Below are 18,609 nucleotides of genomic sequence, written 5' to 3' on the forward strand. Positions count from 1 at the left end.
TTTTGAAACAACGAGTATCGGCGCTTTTGCGCGAAACACTAGGCCGCACGGTTGTTTTAGAAAAGCCAAAAGATCGTTCTTTTGGTCATTTTGCTACTCCAATAGCTTTTTCTTTAGCAAAGGAGCTTAGAGAGTCTCCTATGAAAATTGCCGAGGAACTAGCTTCTTCATTTGACAATCACGAGATATTTACCAGTGTTGAGTCTGTAAAAGGCTACTTGAATTTTCGTCTAAGTGAAAACTTTTTAAGTGAATATGCTGCTTGGGCACTTGAAAATCAAGATGAATTTGCTTCACAAGAAAAAAAAGAAAAAATACTTTTAGAATTTGTGAGCGCAAACCCTACAGGCCCTCTTCATATCGGACATGCTCGTGGAGCAGTTTATGGTGACACGCTTTATAGACTCGCCAAACATCTTGGTTATGATATCACGGCTGAGTATTATGTAAATGATGCTGGAAATCAGATAGACTTGCTTGGTCTTTCTATTCAGCTATATGGTCGTGAAAACATACTTAAAGAGAATGTTGAGTATCCAGAGAGTTACTATCGTGGTGAGTACCTAGATGGTTTGGCAAATACTGCAGTCGAAAAATTCGGCAAAGAAATCTTAACTGATGAATCACGCCAAAAAGAATTAGCACTTTGGGCAAAAGACGGTGTTATGCAGATAATTGTAGACTCTCTAGCAGACACAAACATCCATTTTGACACCTTTGTTAATGAGTCCTCTTTATATAATGACTGGGACAGAGTTATGGCTAAGATGGCTGCAAATGATAAAAATGCTATTTACAAAAAAGATGGCAAGGTTTGGATAGCATCTGAGGCTAAAGGCGATGATAACGACAGAGTTGTTGTTCGTGAAGACGGTCGTCCAACTTACTTAGCCGGAGATATAGTTTATCACAATCAAAAATTTGAGCGCGGGTATGATCACTATATCAATATCTGGGGTGCAGACCACCATGGTTATATACCAAGAGTAAATGCAGCAGTTGAGTATCTTGGTTATGACTCCAATAAACTAGAAACTCTTCTCTCTCAAATGGTCAGCCTGCTTAAAGACGGTGAGCCGTACAAGATGAGTAAACGAGCGGGTAATGTTATACTTATGAGTGATATAGTTGAAGAGATAGGCGCAGATGCCTTAAGATTTATCTTTGCTTCTAAAAAGAGTGATACTGCCTTGGAGTTTGACTTATCAGAGTTTAAAAAACAAGATAGCTCAAACCCTATCTTTTACATCCAGTATGCACATGCAAGGATTAAAACTATTATTTCTAAAAGTGATTTGAGTGAAAAAGAGATAATGGCTGCAAAACTTAAAAATCTTGATGAAAATGCGGATAGTTTGATGTTTGATGCACTTCTTTTACCTGAGATTGTTGAAGATGCTTTTAACTCAAGACAGGTTCAAAAACTACCTGATTACCTTAAAGCACTTGCGGCATCTCTACATAAGTTTTACTATGATTGCAGAATCATTGGCACAGAAGATGAAGCAAAACTTCTTAAACTTTTAATGGTTGTAGCATTATCGTTAAGAACCGGTCTTTCTTTGATGGGAATCACTGCAAAAGACTATATGACTAAGGAAGTAGATTCAGAAAATTAGTCCAGAGGCAACTCTGGATATAGTTTCTTAATCTGTTCAAGTTTCTCTTTAGGAACTTGAATCAAAATCGGATTTTTACTCTCATCTAGCCAGTTTACAATCTTTTTTATATTTTGCATACTCATAGCGGTACATCCGGCTGTTGAGGCATTTTCTGACTTTTGTACATGTATAAATATGCATGAGCCTCTTTGTTTGATTTGATTTTTATTGTGTCCAACGACTATGCCTAAGGCATATTGATTGTCGTCTCTTTTCATATCCTCGAAGCTGTTTGGTTTTTCTTTTTCTCCTAGGGACTCAATATTTATAATTTGATTATAATACTTTGATTTTGAATCATCTACGCAAATTAATTCTTTTGTTGCATAGAGATAAGGCATCTTAAAATTATGCTCTTTTTCGTAACCAAATATTGAGTCTAGGGTAAATACACCAATAGGCGCTTTTTTATCACCTTCATATTTTAGCGGCTCATTTTCTTTTTGTTTTAGCTCAGTTAAGCCAATACCCCATCCAAGACCATTTGTACCTATATTGACTTGGATATCTTCAAAAACTTTTTTACCACCTTCAATGCAGGACAAGGTAGCCCTTGGAGAGTTGAAACCATCACTAACAACTAAAATTATTTGTTCACTGGAATATAGGAATATTTGTAAACTTATTAAGATTAAGAATGTTTTTACCATAAAGTATGTTACTATTACTAAAATATGAAACAGATTAATATATAAAAGATGGAAAATTTATGAGTATTAAAATAAGAAAAGCAGTTGAGAGCGATGCACCATTTTTAGCACAAATGATTTTGCAGAGCTCTAGAGCAGGAAAAAAATTTGGTATCTATGATTTGATATTTAATACTAGAAACGATAAAGATGTTTTAAATAAATTAGAAAAATTAACTACTACTACAGCAAAAAACAGTTGTCATTATAGTAATTTTTTAGTTGCTGAGATGGATGGAAAAAGTGTCGGAACTCTTTGTAGCTATGAGCCAAGAATTGCAACAAAAGATGTGTTTTGTGATGCAATAAGAGAAGTTGGAGTTGAAACCGAAGATGCAGAATTTTTGGATTTGTTAAATGAGTGTGATTTTAAGCTTAACACTAGAACTTTAATTTTTGATTTTATGGAAGAGTTAGAAGGTTTTATAGATGTGGGAGTCTTAAAAGAACTTATGCAAAAAAGCCTGCTTACTGCAAGGCTAAAAGGTTATAGAATAGCTCAGACTATTGTAGAAATAGGCTCACTAGAAACATTGTTGTATTACAAAAAACTTGGTTTTAAAGAAGTTAGACAGATAGAAAGTGAACTTTATAAAGAAAAATTTGGCAGACCTGGATTAGTCTTACTATCATACGAATTTTGATTGGACCAGCATAGAACCAACTGCACTTTCACTTTTTCCATCGCTTATTGCTATTGCTTTAGCACTCTACTCACGAAATGTACTTTTATCACTTTTTGGCGGTATTGTTTTAGGCCTTTTTGTCTTAAATGACTTTGCGTTTTTAGACTCTCTTAGCGCTGTTGTTTCTCTTTTTGTCTCACTCTTATCAGAGGCTTGGATACTGAAAACTTTGGCTTTTGCGGTATTGGTTGGAAGTATTATGGCTCTAATTGAGAAGTCCGGTGGGATTGAGGGTTTTGTAGATTTTATGCAGCATCGAGTCTCTTTGGTAAAATCTCCCCGTTCAGCATTGATGCTTAGTTACATAGTCGGTGTTATTATTTTTGTCGAGTCATCTATTACAGCACTAATAGCCGGTGCAGTCGGAAAACCTTTTTGCGATAAATACAAAATTCCCAGTGCCAAACTTGCTTTTGTCTGCGACTCTACATCAGCACCGATTAGTTCGCTGATTGTCCTAAATGGATGGGGCGCACTTCTTCTTGGACTTATATCGACTCAAATAACACTTGGTGTGATTGATGCTAACGCAGTTGACCTTTTAATAGACTCTATTGTTTATAACTTTTATGCAATGAGTGCTTTGGCTGTAACATTTTTATCTGTATGGTATAACATCGATATAGGAGCAATGAAAAATGCAAAGCATATACCTAAAGACATAAAGTATAGCTCTCAAACAAAAGCAAGTATGTTCTACATGTTAATTCCGATTATTCTGATGATTATTTTTGTATTTATGTTTTTATATATTACAGGAGATGGAGATATTTTAAAAGGCAGCGGTTCAAGTTCTATATTTTACACAATGCTAGCCACTCTTATATTTACATTTTTTTATTTTGTCGGTAGTAAAAACATGTCATTTGCCACTTGGGGCAAAACGACAATAAAAGGAGCTATTAAACTCATACCTATTGCCCTTATCCTTCTTTTTGCATTTGCCATAGGTAAAGTTACAACAGATCTTCAAACAGGACAATATTTAGCTTCACTTGTAAGCGAGAGATTAAGTGTCTATCTTTTAGCAGGTGTAATATTTGTTTTGAGTTCTATTATGGCATTTGCAACAGGGACAAGCTGGGGAACTTTTAGCATAATGATTCCAGTCGCTGCGCCGATGGCAATAGCAATGGACGCAGATGTGGCTTTATGTATAGGTGCTGTAATCTCCGGTGGTATTTTTGGTGATCACTGCTCTCCTATTTCAGATACAACTATCATATCTTCAATGGCAAGTGACTGCGAAGTCATAGAGCATGTAAAGACTCAGCTTCCTTATGCTCTTATAAGCGGTGTTATTGCTTTGGCACTCTTTATAGTCTTTAGTTTCCTAAAGCAATATTAATAGAGTAGCGCATATCTTCATCCAGATTTTCCATACCCGTTAGCATCCATCTCAAATAGCCCGCATCACTTGCTGCTACTTCGTGAAGTGTTTTGCCTTTGTACTTTCCAAATTTAAAAGATGCAATCAAAATAGGCGTATTGGTTAAATCAACCATCTTCTCAACCGGATTTTCACCTGGGAATTTAGAAGCAACCTCATCTTTTAGTTTAGAAAGAAGAAGTTTCAAAATCAAAACATCACCTATTGCATCGTGGGCTTTTACAACTATGCCTAAAGCATCAGCCTCTTTTTGCTCTTGTTTATAGATATCCATTTTATAACGAAAGTACTGAAGTCTGTGAGCTTCTTCATCGGGAAACATGTGTTTAGCAACTCTTAGGGTGTCTATAACTTTCATTTGAGTGTTAAAGCCCTCTTTTTCAAGCATTTCCAAGTCAAAAGGAGCATTGTGGATAATCATATAATTATCGCTAGTGTTTAATTCTAAAAGTCTTTTGTAAGCAGCTGTCTCTTGACATGTAGGTTTTGCTTCAATCATGTCAGGAGTGATACCGTGCACTTCCATAGCTCCAAAACTAATAGGAACATTAGATGAGCAAAACTCATTATGTACTTCGGGGACTTTTTCTCCTAGCACTATATACCCTAACTGAATAACTCTATCTGTTTCGCCTGTTCCTGTTGTTTCTGTATCTAAAATGATGTATTTTTTTGCCAATGTTTTTCCTTATTTACCCAAAAAAGAGTCTAGCATATATGTATTGTGAGCATGTAAATACTCTTCATTTAAATTTATTTCAATGGTTTCTTTTTTTATAGAATAAGTACATAATTGAACAAATTTAAGTTGTGTTACCTCGCCGTGAAATTCAAAGTTTCTAACAGCAATCGGTTCATTTAACTCTTCTAGTAAATCTTGAATGTCGTTTATTGAGTCTTTACATGGGTGCAGATTTAGAAGTTTAAAAAAAGTTGCGAACTTTATTTCCATATCTAAATCATCATATGTAAGATAAGTATTGTAAATGGCACGAGCCAGTTTCAGGGCATTACTGCTTAATGGTTCTCCCAATAAATTTCGCTTTATTATCTCATCTGAATTCATAACAATATATTATAGGTATTCGTATTAAAAGCGTATAAAACTAATTGTAATATGCTACACTTTTAAAAAATACAGGATAAGTCTTTGATGAAAATAATTTTTTTCCTTATGTCAGTTTGTATATCTACTTTTGCAATTGAGATTAAACAACTCCCCATAGAGTTTGGCGATAAAAGGATAGAATTAACAAAACAATATATTAAATCTCATTATGATTTGGATGTACAAGATATAAAAATAACTCCTAAAATTATTGTTGTTCATCACACTGCTATAGATGATTTTAAAGATTCTATCTCCAGATTTACGTCTCAAACCCTGCCGACAGATAGACCTGATATAAGTAGTGGTGGTTCTGTAAATGTATCTGCTCATTTTATGGTTGAGAGAGATGGAACTATTAACCAGTTAATGCCGTTGGATTATATGGGAAGGCATGTTATCGGACTAAACTATAACTCAATCGGCATAGAGAATGTTGGCGGAGAGAACTCTAAAGACAACTTAACAAATGAGCAGTTAAAAGCCAATATTGAGCTTATAAATGAGCTAAAGAAAAAATTTAAAACCATAGAGTATGTCATAGGTCATTATGAGTATAGATGTTTTGAAGGAAGTGAGTTGTGGCTTGAGATAGATGATGCTTACAGAACTTTTAAAGATGACCCCTCAACAAGATTTATGAGTGAATTGCGTGAAAATATAAAAGGTTTTAAGAGTGCCCCTTGCATTCAAAGAGATAAATGATTAGTTCGCCACTTTTTTATCTCTTTACCTTAGCACTATTAGTCGCGGTCATTGCTCTTTTTGAGCAAAAAAGCAGACTAAAGCTTTTTAAGTATGTTCCATCTTTTGTGTTTATATATTTACTTAGTATGTTGTTGGCATCAATTGGTGTTTTTGAACAAAATGAAGCCATTGATGCAATATACAAAAACACAAAACAGAATCTGCTTCCCGCTATGCTTTTTTTGATGCTTTTGCAGATTGATATAAGGGATTTTTTTAAACTTGGAAAATCTCTTCTTATCGCATATTCATTGTCGCTTTTCTCTTTTGCTTTTGCTTTTATATTTATATCTTTGCTTTTTGATTTTAATAAAGAGATGGCGTCTGCTTTTGGAGCATTAAGCGGGAGTTGGATGGGTGGAGTGGCAAATATGGTAGCGGTCGGCTCGGCTTTAAATGTCTCACAAGAGGCGTTTGGATACGCACTTATAGTTGACAGTGTAAACTATACTATTTGGATTATATTTTTGCTTTTTTTAACCCCTTTTGCTCATCGTTTTAACAACTTTACGGCTTCGCATGAGCAGATGGCAAAACTGGACTCTATTATAGGGTGTGCCTGTACGATAGGAGCAAAGAGATACTGGCTTTTAATACTTTTGGCGATTGTTGTTGCGCTAGGGGTAAATCTTGTTGCCTCAAGCGGATTTGTGCTCTTAAACTATACTACTACAACGGTTGTTTTAGCTACCGTACTTGGAATTTTAGGCTCATTTACAAAACTCAAAACAATAAACGGCTCAAGCGAAGTCTCCAAAACAATGCTTTACATGTTAATAGCGTTAATCGGCTCAAAAGCACTTTTAGAAAATTTTGGCGGAGTAGGTTTTTATGTCTTTGCTGGGTTTTGTATATTGGTTATACATGCGCTTATAATGGTTATAGGTGCTAAGATATTAAAACTTGATCTATTTAGCATAGCCATCGCTTCTCTTGCAAACATAGGCGGCGTGGCCTCGGCATCTATGCTCGCGGCAACTTATAACAAAGCACTTGTCGGAGTTGGTGTTTTGATGGCTATTATGGGTTATATCGTAGGAACATTTGGCGGTTTGGCGATTGGAAATATTTTAATCTGGATGACTAAATGAAAATAGCAAAGATTACCGCAGAAGTTAAATATATAGAGTTGAAAACACCGTTTAAAACAGCTCTTAGGGAAACTTCACATGTAGAGTTTGTAAGAGTACATGTAGAAGATGAAAATGGCTTGGTCGGGATAGGCGAAGCTCCTGCAACAAAGGCAATAACAGGCGAAGATATTGAAATAATTTTAAACTCTATAAAAAGTGTGCAAGATGTTTTTATGGGCTTGACATGTCAAGAATCGTTAACGATTTTGCACTCAAAATGCAATATAGGCTCAAGTGCTGCATCAGCTTTGGATATGGCTTTTATATCTCTACATGTCAAAGAGCAAAATCAAACATTGATAGAGTATTTTAACACTAAAGATTTGAGCCCTTTAAAAACAGATGTGACCATAAGTCTAAATGATTCTGATATGATGATAGAAGATGCAAAAAAAGCCTTTAAAGATGACATGTCAATACTAAAAGTAAAACTCGCAAGTGATATCTCGCACGCTATAAAAGTTGTAAAAAGCATCTCAAACGAACTTCCATTGGCAGAGATAATCGTAGATGCAAATCAAGCTTGGTCGTTAAAAGATTCACTTGAGTTTATAGAGGCGATGAAAAACATCAAAATAGAACTTATAGAACAGCCTGTTGGCGCAGACGATTTAAGTGCTTTGAAAATTATCAGCGACATGTCACATATCCCGATACTTGCAGATGAGAGTGTCTTTACACTTGAGGACGCTAAAAAAGTAGTTGAGAGCAAAAGTGCTCATATGATAAATATAAAGCTTATGAAGTGCGGCGGAGTTACAAAGGCTATAGAAATCTTAGAGTATGCAAGAGAAAAAGAAGTTACATGTATGTTGGGTTCAATGCTTGAAGGGCCGACCTCTATAAATATTGCCTTGTATCTTGCAATGGCTTATAGAGATGTTATAAAGTATATTGATTTAGACAGTCCTCTGCTTTACAAAGAAGCATCAGACGAACTAGATTTTACTTACAGAGGTTTCAAGATTATTAAAAAGTGAAACTCTGCTTTTTGAAAACATGAAACTCTGTAGCAGCTTTTTCATTTTCAAGTCCAAGTTTTTTAACAACTTTTGGATTAACTAAGAACCATCCCAGCACAACATCGACTCTGTCACCGTTTTGAAGTTTAAAATCGCGCTTTACTTCTCTTTTTTCGTTTGCTTTTATCATAGTGTCTTTAATTGTTGAGTCAGCTATCCAAGGCATAGCAGGCTTGCCATCTTTACCGATAACTCTTACAAAAACCTCTTTGGGAAGTTTTATAGTTTCATTGGCTCTTTGTACGCTTATTTTTAAAATAGCCACTCGAAGAGGATGAAGTAAAAGAGCGTGTGAACTTCTGTTGTCAATATTTACAATAAAATTGTCTATGTTTCTAAGAATAGAGATATCTACATACTTAGTTAACATGTCAGAGTGAAAGTGACTTCCAGCAAAACCGTGAAAAGAGTGCGTCCCCGTGTCGCTAATGGATGATTTGCTTCCTTTTACTTTTGGCATGTGGCAACTCACGCAGTTTGCATCGCTCATTTCGTCATTCACATTTGAAGAACATAGGTTTAAGCCTGCTTTGTTTACATTGTGAGAGTGACAACCAATACAGATATTTCCGTTTTGCATATGCTCATTGTTATCTGTAATAATCTTATGATAAGGCGATTCAAGACCTTGTTTTGAAGTCCCATAGTAGCTGTTTGGAGTTTTACTGATGATGTTCGTGTTACTTTGAGGATGTTTTTCTATGCTCTGTATACGATGACAGTATGCACAGCTGATAGCTTCTTGGTGAGTAGGGTTGTTCACATCAGGTAAAGCTTTTTCACCGTTTGTAAGCATTTTGTCTAAGTTATCAGCAGCTGGTGTATGACATTTTCCGCATACATATCTGTTAAACTTTTTATTCATTGGGTCTCTATCCCATATAGCTTTGTGTATAGGATCTTGACTTGGCGTAGCGTTGGCGTGCATAGAAGTATAAAATTCACTGTATATCTGAGCGTGACACTCCTTACACTCACTGCTAGGAGCAAAATCATGCACCGCATCATTTGCAAATATCGAAGAGAATAAGAACAAAAGTAAATATATAGTTTTCATGAGAATCCTTAGTTGTTTATTCTGGTTTTTTAGCTATATATTTAAGCCATAAAAAACCAAAAAGACCAGCAAAGAGAGATGCAGACAAAATTCCTACTTTTGCTTGAAAAATCAATTGACTATTTCCTAAAAAAGCCAACTCAGCAACAAAGATAGACATCGTAAAGCCGATACCTCCAAGAAATGCAACACCAAAAACCTGACTCATATTGCTTCCCACCGGAAGCTGAGCAATACCAAGTTTTATAGCCAGCCATGCAACTCCTGCGATACCTAAGACCTTACCCAAAACAAGTCCTGCAATAACCCCTAAAGAAACAGGTTCTATAAAAGTATCCCCGATGGAAGAAAAATCTATAGAAATTCCAGCGTTAGCTAATGCAAAAAGAGGAATAACAACTAAACTCACCGGTAAGTGAAGACTATGCTCAAGTCTTGCTGCTGGAGTTCCAACCGCGTCAATTCTGTCTTTTATATTTAAAAGTATTGCTTTTTGATTTTCATGCAAAGTGTAGTCAGTAGCAACAGGCTGTTCGTCATACTCATCAAGAAGAGTTCTGGTACGAGAAGTAAAGTTTACCGGGGCCAGTTTTGGTTTTGAAGGTATACACATAGCGGCAATAACACCTGCTATTGTAGCGTGTACACCAGACTCTAACATAAAAAACCACATAACAAGTCCTACTATGAAGTAAGGAAGTATTGCGTGTATTCCAAAGCGGTTAAATAGTACCATTATAGAAAAAGCTACTCCTGAAAAGAAAAGAGATGCTACATGGATTTGATCTGTGTAAAAGAGTGCTATAACAACTACAGCGCCTAAGTCATCAACGATAGCAAGTGCAACCAAGAATGTAACAAGTGCAGTCGATACTCTTTTTCCTAAAAGCACAAGCGCACTAATCGCAAATGCTATATCTGTAGCCATTGGAATACCCCAACCATTGGAAGCTTCTCCGCTTGGATTTATGCTAAGGTATATAAGTGCTGGTAAAATCATACCGCCAAGAGCAGCTAGTATTGGCAACATAGCAACTTTTATATTTGAGAGTTCTCCAACTAATGCCTCTCTTTTTATCTCAAGTCCTACCATAAAGAAAAAGATTGCCATAAGACCATCATTAATCCAGTGATGGATAGTGTGAGACAACTCCCACTCTCCTACATCTAAATCTATAACTGTGTGAAACAGATGTGCATATTCGTCAGCAAGTGCAGAGTTGGCCAGTATTAAAGCTAATATTGTAGTGAACATTAAAATGACACCTGTAGTTGTTTGAGCGTGCAAAAAGTGTTCAAAAGGTGTCGACACCCTTCTAAAAGCTTTTTCCCATGGCGCGTATATTCTCATATTTGGTATTCCTCGTAAAAATTTTCTAGCATCAAGTGAGAAATTATATCGTAAGAAGATAAAATTTAAAAAAGTGTATAATCCTATTATGAATTTAAAAGAGTTAAAAAACAAATCGATTTTATTGTTTGGCAAAAGCCGCGCTTTTAGCAGCGATGAGTTTGAATCACAGTTAAAGTTTCATAAAATATCAGTAGCTAACGAGTTTAGCGAAGATATAAGAGTAGTGGTTGATGGCAAAATGATGACTCCGTATGAGCAAAACGAGAGTGATGCACTTTATGAGAAAAACTCTAAAGAATTTGAGTTTATACCTATTGATGTCTTTGAAAAAGAGTTGGCAAAACATATAGATGAAGATACCTTGTTGATGAGTTTGAAGCTTTCTCATGATAAACAGAGACTAAAAAGTTTTATACAAAACACAATGCTAAGTGATGAGCTGTTTTTTAAACTGTTAAAGATGTACTCTTGGAGCGGGGAAGACTTCTTTGAAAATGATGAAAATCGTGATGTAAGTGCCGCTCTAATTTTACGATTTTATGAAAATATCGAGAGAAACCACAATGTTCAGTATGCAACTACAGGTATTTTGCATCTTGTGGGACAAACTAAAAGCCCACAGCTTTTAAGAGCCATCTCGCTGCTTGAACCCATAAAGTTTCATCCCAAGATAGAGTGTGCAATTGCCATGAGTCTGTACTGTGATGAAGAGATGCAAGAGCGTTTGTTTAAAAAAGCAAAAAGTCCAAGAGTACTTGAAGCTCTCTCATTAAATGAAAACTTGAAACCCTCACTTGTAACAGAATTTTTAAAAGATGAAGAGTTGGGCATAAATGTAGCAAAAAGCATAAAGCTAACAGATGAGCTTTTTGAGCTTTGCAGAGATAAAAAAGTAGGATTAGCACTGAATGAAACTCTTACTTTAGAGATGCAAGAAGAGCTGCTTGGACTTAAAGATGAAGAAATCTCTTACGGGCTGTCTCTTAATGATAATCTTCATCAAAAGATTTTAGAGAAACTTTTACAAAGTACAAATAAAGAAATTATCTCAAATATATATGCAAACAAAGCAACTCCGGTAGAGATACTTGAAAATGCATATAAAAACGGTGAGTATCTTGGGGAGTTGGCGAAAAATGAAAACACTCCAATAGAGATTTTGTACCAATTGCAACTCGATAGCAGATATGAACGATATGTAAAAACCAATGCCGGTTTTGGCAAACATATTCAACAAGAAAATATAGGATGGGAAGTGTGAAAGCAACAAACCTCATAAGTACAATCAGCTCTTTAGTAGAACAGAAGGTTCCAACATTTTTGTGGGGTGCACCTGGGATAGGAAAATCCTCAATAGTTAAGCAGATAGCTGACGAAAGAGGTATCAGTTTCATTGATTTGAGACTCGCACTTATGGACCCGACAGATTTAAAAGGCATCCCGTTTTATGACAAAGATTCTCATACTGCACTTTGGGCGCCTCCGGCTTTTTTGCCAAAAGATGGCAGCGGGATTTTGTTTTTGGATGAGTTAAACTCAGCTGCTCCAAGCGTTCAGGCTTCAGCATATCAGCTTATACTTGACAGAAAAGTTGGCGAATACGAGCTTCCTGAGGGTTGGGCAATAGTGGCTGCTGGAAATCGTGAGGGAGACAGAGGTCTTACTTACCGTATGCCAAGCCCATTAGCAAATAGATTTGTGCATTTTGAGATGGAAGTCGATGTTGAAGACTGGAGACTGTGGGCTTATAAAAGCGGACTTGATGAGAGAGTTATCTCGTACATCTCATATAAGAGTGAACATTTGTTTACATTTGATGCAAAAAGCGATGTAAAAAGCTTTGCAACCCCAAGAAGTTGGGAATATGTTAACAAAATAGTAAAAAGTAAACTGCCTCAAGAATTGCTTTTAGATACCCTAAGCGGAGCGGTAGGAAAAGATGTAGCAGTCTCTTTTTTGAGTTTTACAAAGGTTATGAACAAGCTGCCTGATATGCATGATATTTTATCATCAGGAAGTGGTGAATACAGTGATGAGGTAGATGTTTTATATGCTCTTAGCACAGGACTTGTAAGTGCTTACCTAAAAGATGCCAGCGAGGAGAGATTAGATAATCTTCTCAAATATACTTTAGAGTTAAAAAGTGAATTTGCCGTTATGATTGTGCAAGATTTGCAAAGAAACGGCATAACGATGGAACACTCAGAAGTGTTCAAAGAGTGGGTGCGTAAATTTTCATATCTTTTGGGATAGACTTTTAAAAAAATATATATTTTCACATGTGAAATAAAATGACAAATTGCAATATTTTTAAATCTAATTTTTATTTTGTATTATAGTTATGCAAATATAATATTAGCAGGGGTAGGTATGTCTAATGTAGTTGTTTATAATGATGGGGAATTAGAGCTAAAAATCTCAATTAATGAAGAGACTGTTTGGCTTACTCAAAAACAACTTGCGGAGCTTTTTGATGTAACAAAACAAAATATAAGTTTACATATCAACAATATTTTTAAAGAGAAAGAACTTGATAAGAATTCAACTGTCAAGTATTTCTTGATAGTTCAAAAAGAAGGAAATAGAGAGATTCAAAGAAATGTTGAACATTATAATCTTGACATTATAATTTCTATTGGATATAGAGTCAATTCTATCACTGCAACAAAGTTTAGACAATGGGCAACATCTGTACTTAAAAATTATATCCATAACGGTTATGCTATCAATACTCATAAAATCACAGAACAAAGATTAAACATTCTTGAAAATGATATAGAAATTATCAAATCTCATATTAAAAATAATACAATAGAGATCAAACACGGAATATTTTTTAACGGACAAATATTTGATGCTTATGTACTTTTATCGGATTTAATAAAAAGTGCAAAAGTTTCAGTCATTTTGATTGATAACTATATAGATGAATCTATATTGACTCTGTTGTCAAAAAATCAAAATGTACAATTTAGCATTTATACTCAAAATATATCTAAAAAACTACAACTTGATATTCAAAAATACAACAAACAATACCGCAATCTTGAAGTAAAAATCACTAAAAAATTTCATGATAGATTTTTAATTTGTGATGAAATTGTATATCATTTTGGAGCGAGTTTTAAGGATTTGGGAAACAAAGTATTTGCAGTCAATAAAATGAGTATGTCGGTAAATGATTTACTAAAAAATAAATTATGCTGATATCTGGATTTTTACTTTAAGTTATTATACTTTTCTTGTAACTCTTTTACTTTTTCGTAGCTCTCTTTTTGAGCTTCCACTATTTCATCAAAAGCTAAACCTTTCATCACTGTTTTGTATAGGTTAGGTTTAAATTTTTCCCAATTATAAAGCGTTTTTATGTCTACATTTAAATATCCAGCTATATCTCTTTTTGTCATTTTAAAATTACCCTTTTTAAAGAGTAATTTACAAAGCTAATGATGAGAACACAACATTGTAATTATTCTATGTTTTCTGCTATTAATAAGGAATAATTCTATATAATCAGGAATTATTACAAACAAAAGTATTAAAATAGGGAAGTTATATGCCATTAAAGTTAGTTGAACAAGTAAATAAGCTGATAAAAACAAGTGAAAAATTTACAGATAAAGAACAAAATCTCTACATTTCTAAAATTTTAGAAGCCATTGAGCAGATAGATAGTGAACTTATAAAACTGCTTATAAGTGATGAGAAGATAAAAAACCATTTCTTTACAAAAATAGAGGATGTCTATGTTCTTAATCAAAACAAGCTTATAGAATTTTTTACTATAAATGAGTACTCAAAAAACTCTTATACAAGCTACACAAACAAGATAGGGCTTATCAAAAAAGACAGCTTTATCAAAAAATTTGATGATGTTGTTTTAGCGTGGCCTCATAAAGATTGTATTTTGGAGGGTGGACAAAGTAGAGATGATGAAAAAAACAATGAAGTTTTTTACAATGAGATACTGAGCAGTGATGAGATTGACAGACTTTTTGAGCCAAAAGCACTTACAAATATAAAGCGCTACACAAAAGATGGTATGCAAGAAAATCCCCAAATTACCGAAGATGACAATCTTATTATTAAAGGAAATAATCTTATAGCTTTGCATAGTTTAAAGAAAAAATATGCAGGAAAAGTTAAACTCATTTACATAGACCCACCTTACAATACAGGAAACGACAGTTTCAAATATAACGACAGATTTAACCACTCTACATGGCTTACCTTTATGAAAAACAGGTTGGAAGTTGCAAGGGAATTTTTGAGTGAGGATGGAAGTATATATATTAATATAGATTATAATGAGACTCATTATTTGAAAATCTTAATGGATGAAATATTTGGTAGAGAATGCTTCCAAAGAGAAATTATTTGGAGAATAGGATGGCTTTCAGGATATAAAACTATTGCTAAAAATTACATAAGAAATCACGACACAATTTTATTTTATACTAAAAATTCTAATAATTTTTTATTTAATAAAGTTTTTAATACAAAAAAAGACTATATGGAAAAATTTAACGAGAGTCAAAAAAAAGAAATAGTTAAAAAATTTGAAGAATTAGATATTGATAAAAGCAATAACAATAAATTATTAGATTTTATAACTAATTTAGGTTATCCAGAAAAATATCCTATAGAAGATACCTGGAATTGCTCTATATATGATAAGTTAAATAGTATTGCAGTAGTTTCATTTTCAGGTGAAAAAGTGTCAAAAATGTTAGGAACGGATGAGATAAAAGGCCAAAAATCAGAAGCTCTTTTAAAAAGAATTATAGAAATTTCAACAAATAAAAATGATTTAGTTATGGACTTTCACTTAGGAAGTGGAACTACATGCGCCGTTGCTCATAAAATGGGGCGAAGATATATTGGCATTGAACAGATGGACTATATTGAAGATATTGCAGTTGAGAGAATGAAAAAAGTTATAGAAGGTGAGCAAAGTGGAATTAGTAAAACCCTAACTTGGCAAGGTGGTGGTAGTTTTGTTTATGCCGAACTCAAACAAATCGACACTTTCAAAGATGCAGAGATAGGCAAACTAAACAAAAACATGCAGTATCTTCCAGTTTCAGAGATAGAAGATGAAGAGTATAAAATCTCAAAAGAAGAAATTAAAATAAATAAAGCATTTTATGGACTTGATAATGAGTAATCTTTTATATCAAAGTATTGAGAGTGCTTTTGAGTATGTTGAAAAACCAGAAATACCAAAAAGCATAACAGAGAACATAAAACAGCCGCTTCGTGAGTATCAAGTTAGTGCTTTGGAAAATTTTATCTTTTACATGTCAAGCAAAAAACACAAAGACACCCCACATAAACACCTACTTTTTCACATGGCAACGGGAAGTGGAAAAACAAACATAATCGCTTCATCTATTTTGTATCTTTATGAACTTGGATATAGAGATTTTATATTTTTTGTAAACACGAACAACATCATTGCAAAAACAAAAGAGAACATTGTAAACAGGTACGCAACAAAATATCTCTTTAAAGAGAAGATACTCATACAAAATGCAGAAGTAAATGTAAACCTAATAGAAGACACATTTGATAGCGCAAAAAAAGAGAGTATAAACATACTCTTTACAACCATAAACAAACTTCACGGCAATTTAGAGACAACTATTGTAGAAAACTCCATAGCTTACGCAGATTTTAAAGATAGAAAATTGGTACTCATAGCCGATGAAGCGCACCATTTAAATGCAAATACAAAAACCCAAAAAGAGACAGAGCAAAATTGGGAAAAGACTACAAAAAATCTTCTAAACACTAACAAAGAAAATATTTTACTTGAGTTTACAGCCACGCAAGACCTTGAAAATAAAAAAGTCGGCGAAAAATATAGGGATAAAATTATTGCAGATTATCCTCTTATAAAGTTTCGAGAAGATAGATATAGCAAAGATATCAAACTCATAAGCGACAACTTTGATGATAAAAAACGGATACTTCAAGCGATAATGATAAGTGAGCATAGAAGACTCATAGCTCAAAGAGAACTTGACTTGAGTATAAAGCCCGTCATCATGTTTAAGACTGTAAAAAATACAGCAAATATAGATGCAGTGTTTGATGCGTTTGTAAAACTCATAGAAGAGTTAAGCGTAAAAGATATAGATGAGATTTTTAAAACCTCAGATGTAGCGGCTATAAAAGCGTTAGAAAAAATCGTGGATGATAAAAAAAGTTTTGTAAAAGCATTGCAGTATGGTTTTTCAAAATCAAACTGTTTAGTTATACACTCAAAAGTAAAAGATAAAGATGAGAAGCTTAAAAATTTAAACTCTCTTGAAGATAGCAAAAACCATATTAGAGCGATTTTTGCGGTTGATATTTTAAACGAAGGATGGGATGTTTTAAATCTTTTTGACATTGTAAAACTTGATGAGATGCAAAAGAGTGCAAAAAGCACGATTAGTGAAGCACAACTTATTGGACGTGGTGCTAGATATTTTCCGTTTGCATATAAAGAAGAAGATAAGTATAAAAGAAAGTTTGATGTGGATTTTGAAAACCCTCTTAAAATTTTAGAAGAGATGCACTTTTACAGTATAAATAAGAGTGATTATATCGCTTCACTTAAAAGTGAACTTAGAAAAATAGGGCTAATTGATGAAGAAGGGAGTGAGCCAAAAACTGTTGAGTTAAGACTCAAACAGAGTTTTTTGGATGATGAACTTTATAAAAACGGAGTATTGTTTACAAATATAAGTATCCCTCAAGATAAAAGTAAAGTAGTCGGCATCGGTGATTATGTCTCATCATATAAAACACAAAAAAGATATATAGACAACATGACAAATGAGATAAAAGTTTTTGAAGATGAGCCAAAAGAAGCAAATTTTAAACACACGAAAAAATTTACTATAAAAAATGAAGATAGTAATCTGGTGCGAGTGGCAATAAATAAAAAACCGTTTTTTTATTTTGCAAATTTGAAAAAATACTTTGTAAATCTTCAAAGTATCAGTGAATTTATAAAGAGTAGTGATTATCTAGGAGATATAGAGTTTTCTTTTTTTACTACAAAAGAGTTAGCCCTCACAGATGAAATAAAAATCAAATATCTGCTTGAAGTTTTAGGGGAGATTGAGGACAAAATAGTAAAAAATGCAAAAGAGCATGTGGGAAGCAGAGAGTTTTATCCAGTGCGAATAAGCTCAAAAATCCCGCCTAAAAAAACTATAAAGCTAAAAGATAGTGATAAAAATATAGATATTTTAGATGAGTGGTATGTTTATGAATCTCATGGTGGAACAAGTGAAGAGAGGCATTTTACAGATTTTATACTCAAAGTTTCAGATGAGTTAAAAACAAAATATAAAACGATTAAACTTATACGAAATGCACAAGCTTTTAAAATTTACAGCTTTGATAAAACAAGAGATGGAGCTGGATTTGAGCCTGATTTTATTCTGCTTTTAAAAGACATGAATGACTGTTTTCATCAGATTTTTTGTGAGCCAAAAGGCGACTGGGCAAAAGATGATAAGAGTGGATTTGAGAACTCTCCTGAGAAGTGGAAAAATGAGTTTTTGGCAGATATAACAAAGCTGACAAATGAAAACACTTTAGTGTTAAATGATATAAATGAAAATGGTTTGAAACTTTATGAAAATAAGTGTTACAAACTTTTTGGATTGCCATTTTACAACTATGCACAAGAGAGTGAATTTAAAGAAAGGTTCAAGGAATTGATGCTTTAGAGTTTATCCTAAAAATATTTTACTTAGATATA

General features: G+C 33.8%; 17 protein-coding genes. 11 read left to right on the forward strand and 6 right to left on the reverse strand.

The features are described 5' to 3' along the window. Positions 1-2 precede the first annotated feature (2 nt). Positions 3-1,619, forward strand: coding sequence for an arginine--tRNA ligase (gene argS / locus OQK60_RS07965; RefSeq protein ID WP_297685824.1), 1,617 nt, complete (start codon positions 3-5; stop codon positions 1,617-1,619). On the opposite strand, the gene OQK60_RS07970 is transcribed toward argS, so the two are convergent. Then, entirely contained in the window at positions 1,616-2,206 is a 591-nt protein-coding gene (locus tag OQK60_RS07970) for a L,D-transpeptidase family protein (protein WP_366854883.1), read from the reverse strand. The genes argS and OQK60_RS07970 overlap by 4 nt on opposite strands. A 164-nt stretch (positions 2,207-2,370) precedes the next feature. Between OQK60_RS07970 and OQK60_RS07975 the strand changes: the two genes are divergently transcribed. Beyond that, positions 2,371-2,994 (forward strand): acyl-CoA acyltransferase, encoded by a 624-nt coding sequence (locus OQK60_RS07975; protein WP_297685828.1) that lies wholly within the window; start codon positions 2,371-2,373, stop codon positions 2,992-2,994. 241 nt (positions 2,995-3,235) lie between these two features. Further along, complete coding sequence (locus OQK60_RS07980) at positions 3,236-4,384, forward strand: Na+/H+ antiporter NhaC family protein (RefSeq protein WP_297685829.1); 1,149 nt, start codon at positions 3,236-3,238, stop codon at positions 4,382-4,384. On the opposite strand, the gene OQK60_RS07985 is transcribed toward OQK60_RS07980, so the two are convergent. Continuing rightward, a complete protein-coding gene (locus OQK60_RS07985) occupies positions 4,362-5,105 on the reverse strand; it encodes an exonuclease domain-containing protein (RefSeq protein ID WP_297685830.1) in 744 nt (247 codons plus the stop codon). The genes OQK60_RS07980 and OQK60_RS07985 overlap by 23 nt on opposite strands. Positions 5,106-5,114: 9 nt before the next feature. Continuing rightward, positions 5,115-5,459 carry a hypothetical protein gene (locus OQK60_RS07990; RefSeq protein WP_297685832.1) on the reverse strand — a complete coding sequence of 115 codons (345 nt, stop codon included), beginning with the start codon at positions 5,457-5,459 and terminating at the stop codon, positions 5,115-5,117. Between the two features lie 120 nt (positions 5,460-5,579). Between OQK60_RS07990 and OQK60_RS07995 the strand changes: the two genes are divergently transcribed. Genes OQK60_RS07995 through OQK60_RS08005 form a run of 3 tightly spaced genes read left to right on the forward strand, consistent with a single transcriptional unit; the run spans position 5,580 to position 8,394 of the window. Then, a complete protein-coding gene (locus OQK60_RS07995; RefSeq protein ID WP_297685834.1) occupies positions 5,580-6,239 on the forward strand; it encodes a peptidoglycan recognition family protein in 660 nt (219 codons plus the stop codon). Then, the gene (locus OQK60_RS08000; protein ID WP_297685836.1) at positions 6,236-7,372 is read left to right on the forward strand and encodes a DUF819 family protein; all 1,137 of its coding nucleotides are present in this window, start codon (positions 6,236-6,238) and stop codon (positions 7,370-7,372) included. Before OQK60_RS07995 ends, OQK60_RS08000 begins: the two co-directional genes overlap by 4 nt. Beyond that, positions 7,369-8,394 carry a dipeptide epimerase gene (locus tag OQK60_RS08005; protein ID WP_297685838.1) on the forward strand — a complete coding sequence of 342 codons (1,026 nt, stop codon included), beginning with the start codon at positions 7,369-7,371 and terminating at the stop codon, positions 8,392-8,394. Before OQK60_RS08000 ends, OQK60_RS08005 begins: the two co-directional genes overlap by 4 nt. Here the strand turns inward: OQK60_RS08005 and OQK60_RS08010 are convergent. Then, positions 8,384-9,493 (reverse strand): multiheme c-type cytochrome, encoded by a 1,110-nt coding sequence (locus OQK60_RS08010; protein ID WP_297685839.1) that lies wholly within the window; start codon positions 9,491-9,493, stop codon positions 8,384-8,386. The two genes, OQK60_RS08005 and OQK60_RS08010, sit on opposite strands and share 11 nt — an antisense overlap. Before the next feature lie 16 nt (positions 9,494-9,509). Continuing rightward, positions 9,510-10,844, reverse strand: coding sequence for a Na+/H+ antiporter NhaA (gene nhaA, locus OQK60_RS08015; protein ID WP_297685840.1), 1,335 nt, complete (start codon positions 10,842-10,844; stop codon positions 9,510-9,512). 88 nt (positions 10,845-10,932) lie between these two features. Here nhaA and OQK60_RS08020 point away from each other — a divergent pair, with 88 nt between their 5' ends. From OQK60_RS08020 to rhuM, 3 genes are all read left to right on the forward strand, one after another. Next, a complete protein-coding gene (locus tag OQK60_RS08020) occupies positions 10,933-12,108 on the forward strand; it encodes a hypothetical protein (protein WP_297685841.1) in 1,176 nt (391 codons plus the stop codon). Further along, the gene (locus OQK60_RS08025) at positions 12,105-13,100 is read left to right on the forward strand and encodes a MoxR family ATPase (protein ID WP_297685842.1); all 996 of its coding nucleotides are present in this window, start codon (positions 12,105-12,107) and stop codon (positions 13,098-13,100) included. The genes OQK60_RS08020 and OQK60_RS08025 overlap by 4 nt, the downstream gene beginning before the upstream one ends. A gap of 117 nt (positions 13,101-13,217) precedes the next feature. Beyond that, entirely contained in the window at positions 13,218-14,054 is an 837-nt protein-coding gene (gene rhuM, locus OQK60_RS08030) for a RhuM family protein (RefSeq protein ID WP_297685844.1), read from the forward strand. Between the two features lie 11 nt (positions 14,055-14,065). Here rhuM and OQK60_RS08035 read toward each other — a convergent pair whose 3' ends face one another. Beyond that, positions 14,066-14,254 (reverse strand): transcriptional regulator, encoded by a 189-nt coding sequence (locus OQK60_RS08035; RefSeq protein ID WP_297685845.1) that lies wholly within the window; start codon positions 14,252-14,254, stop codon positions 14,066-14,068. 149 nt (positions 14,255-14,403) lie between these two features. Between OQK60_RS08035 and OQK60_RS08040 the strand changes: the two genes are divergently transcribed. After that, the gene (locus OQK60_RS08040) at positions 14,404-16,014 is read left to right on the forward strand and encodes a site-specific DNA-methyltransferase (protein WP_297685847.1); all 1,611 of its coding nucleotides are present in this window, start codon (positions 14,404-14,406) and stop codon (positions 16,012-16,014) included. Beyond that, on the forward strand, positions 16,007-18,577 hold the full coding sequence (locus tag OQK60_RS08045) for a DEAD/DEAH box helicase family protein (RefSeq protein WP_297685849.1): 2,571 nt from the start codon (positions 16,007-16,009) through the stop codon (positions 18,575-18,577). Before OQK60_RS08040 ends, OQK60_RS08045 begins: the two co-directional genes overlap by 8 nt. The last annotated feature ends 32 nt before the right edge of the window (positions 18,578-18,609 follow it).

This window comes from Sulfurimonas sp., assembly GCF_026196735.1.
GTDB lineage: Bacteria > Campylobacterota > Campylobacteria > Campylobacterales > Sulfurimonadaceae > Sulfurimonas.